Below are 999 nucleotides of genomic sequence, written 5' to 3'. Positions count from 1 at the left end.
GACGACCGGAAATCTCAGCCAGTGTTTCGCTGTGCATATTTTCGGGGAATAACAGTAGCAGGTTCATCTAATTGTTATTCGCTTACAGGTTCTTCGTTGCGCTTCTTTTCGACGAGTTTTGAAAACAGCACTCCGACTTCAAAGAGAGCCCACATTGGAACTGCTAAAAGAGTTTGCGAAATAACATCTGGAGGCGTCAATAACATACCGATAACGAAGCAGCCAACCACGATGTAAGGGCGTTTTTCACTTAGGCTAGCTGAGCTGGTAATACCTGCCGCAACCAAAATAATGGTTGCGATTGGGATTTCGAAGGCTAAACCAAATGCGAAGAATAGCTTTAGAATGAAGTCAAGATAGCGACTGATATCGGTCATTACAGTGACGCCTTCAGGTGCGGCACTGGTGAAAAAGCCAAACACTAAAGGAAAGACGACAAAGTAAGCGAATGCCATGCCGAGATAGAACAATATTATGCTCGATAGCAGTAAAGGATAGGCGAGCCGTTTTTCGTTCTCATAGAGTGCAGGTGCGATAAAACCCCATATTTGAAAGAGCACATAAGGCATTGATATAAACAGTGCCGTCATTAGAGCCAGTTTGAAGGGGGTAAAGAAGGGTGATGCGACATCGGTCGCGATCATGGTGCTACCTTCGGGTAAAAAGACCCTAAGTGGCTCTGAGACAATCAGGTAGATATCGTTGGCAAAATAGTAAAGGCCTGCGAAGATCAATATAACGCAAAGCACAGAACGCAGGAGGCGTGTGCGCAATTCTATCAGATGGCTGATTAGAGGCTGGCCTTGGTCGACTACAGTGTCGTTTTCAGTTGCGTTGTCAGAAGTCTTACTCATGTCTTTACTATGCTTAGCTTATTACGGAGGCCATGTTATGACTGCTTAGGCTTGTCGTTTTGCGTATTGCTTTGAAGGTCTTTTGACGAATCAGGCTCTTTTGGTGCCTGAAACAGCTTGTCATACTCATCTCTTGGTAAGGGCT

General features: G+C 45.0%; 1 protein-coding gene. It reads right to left on the bottom strand.

Annotated elements, in window-relative coordinates; all coding sequences use genetic code 11:
• Positions 1-74: 74 nt before the first annotated feature.
• On the bottom strand, positions 75-854 hold the full coding sequence (gene tatC, locus A3763_RS08450; protein WP_068510193.1) for a twin-arginine translocase subunit TatC: 780 nt from the start codon (positions 852-854) through the stop codon (positions 75-77).
• Between the last annotated feature and the right edge of the window lie 145 nt (positions 855-999).

Source organism: Oleiphilus sp. HI0128 (genome assembly GCF_001635365.1).
The sequence above is the reverse complement of the archived record's forward strand: the minus strand, read 5'-3'. Positions and strand labels throughout refer to the sequence as shown.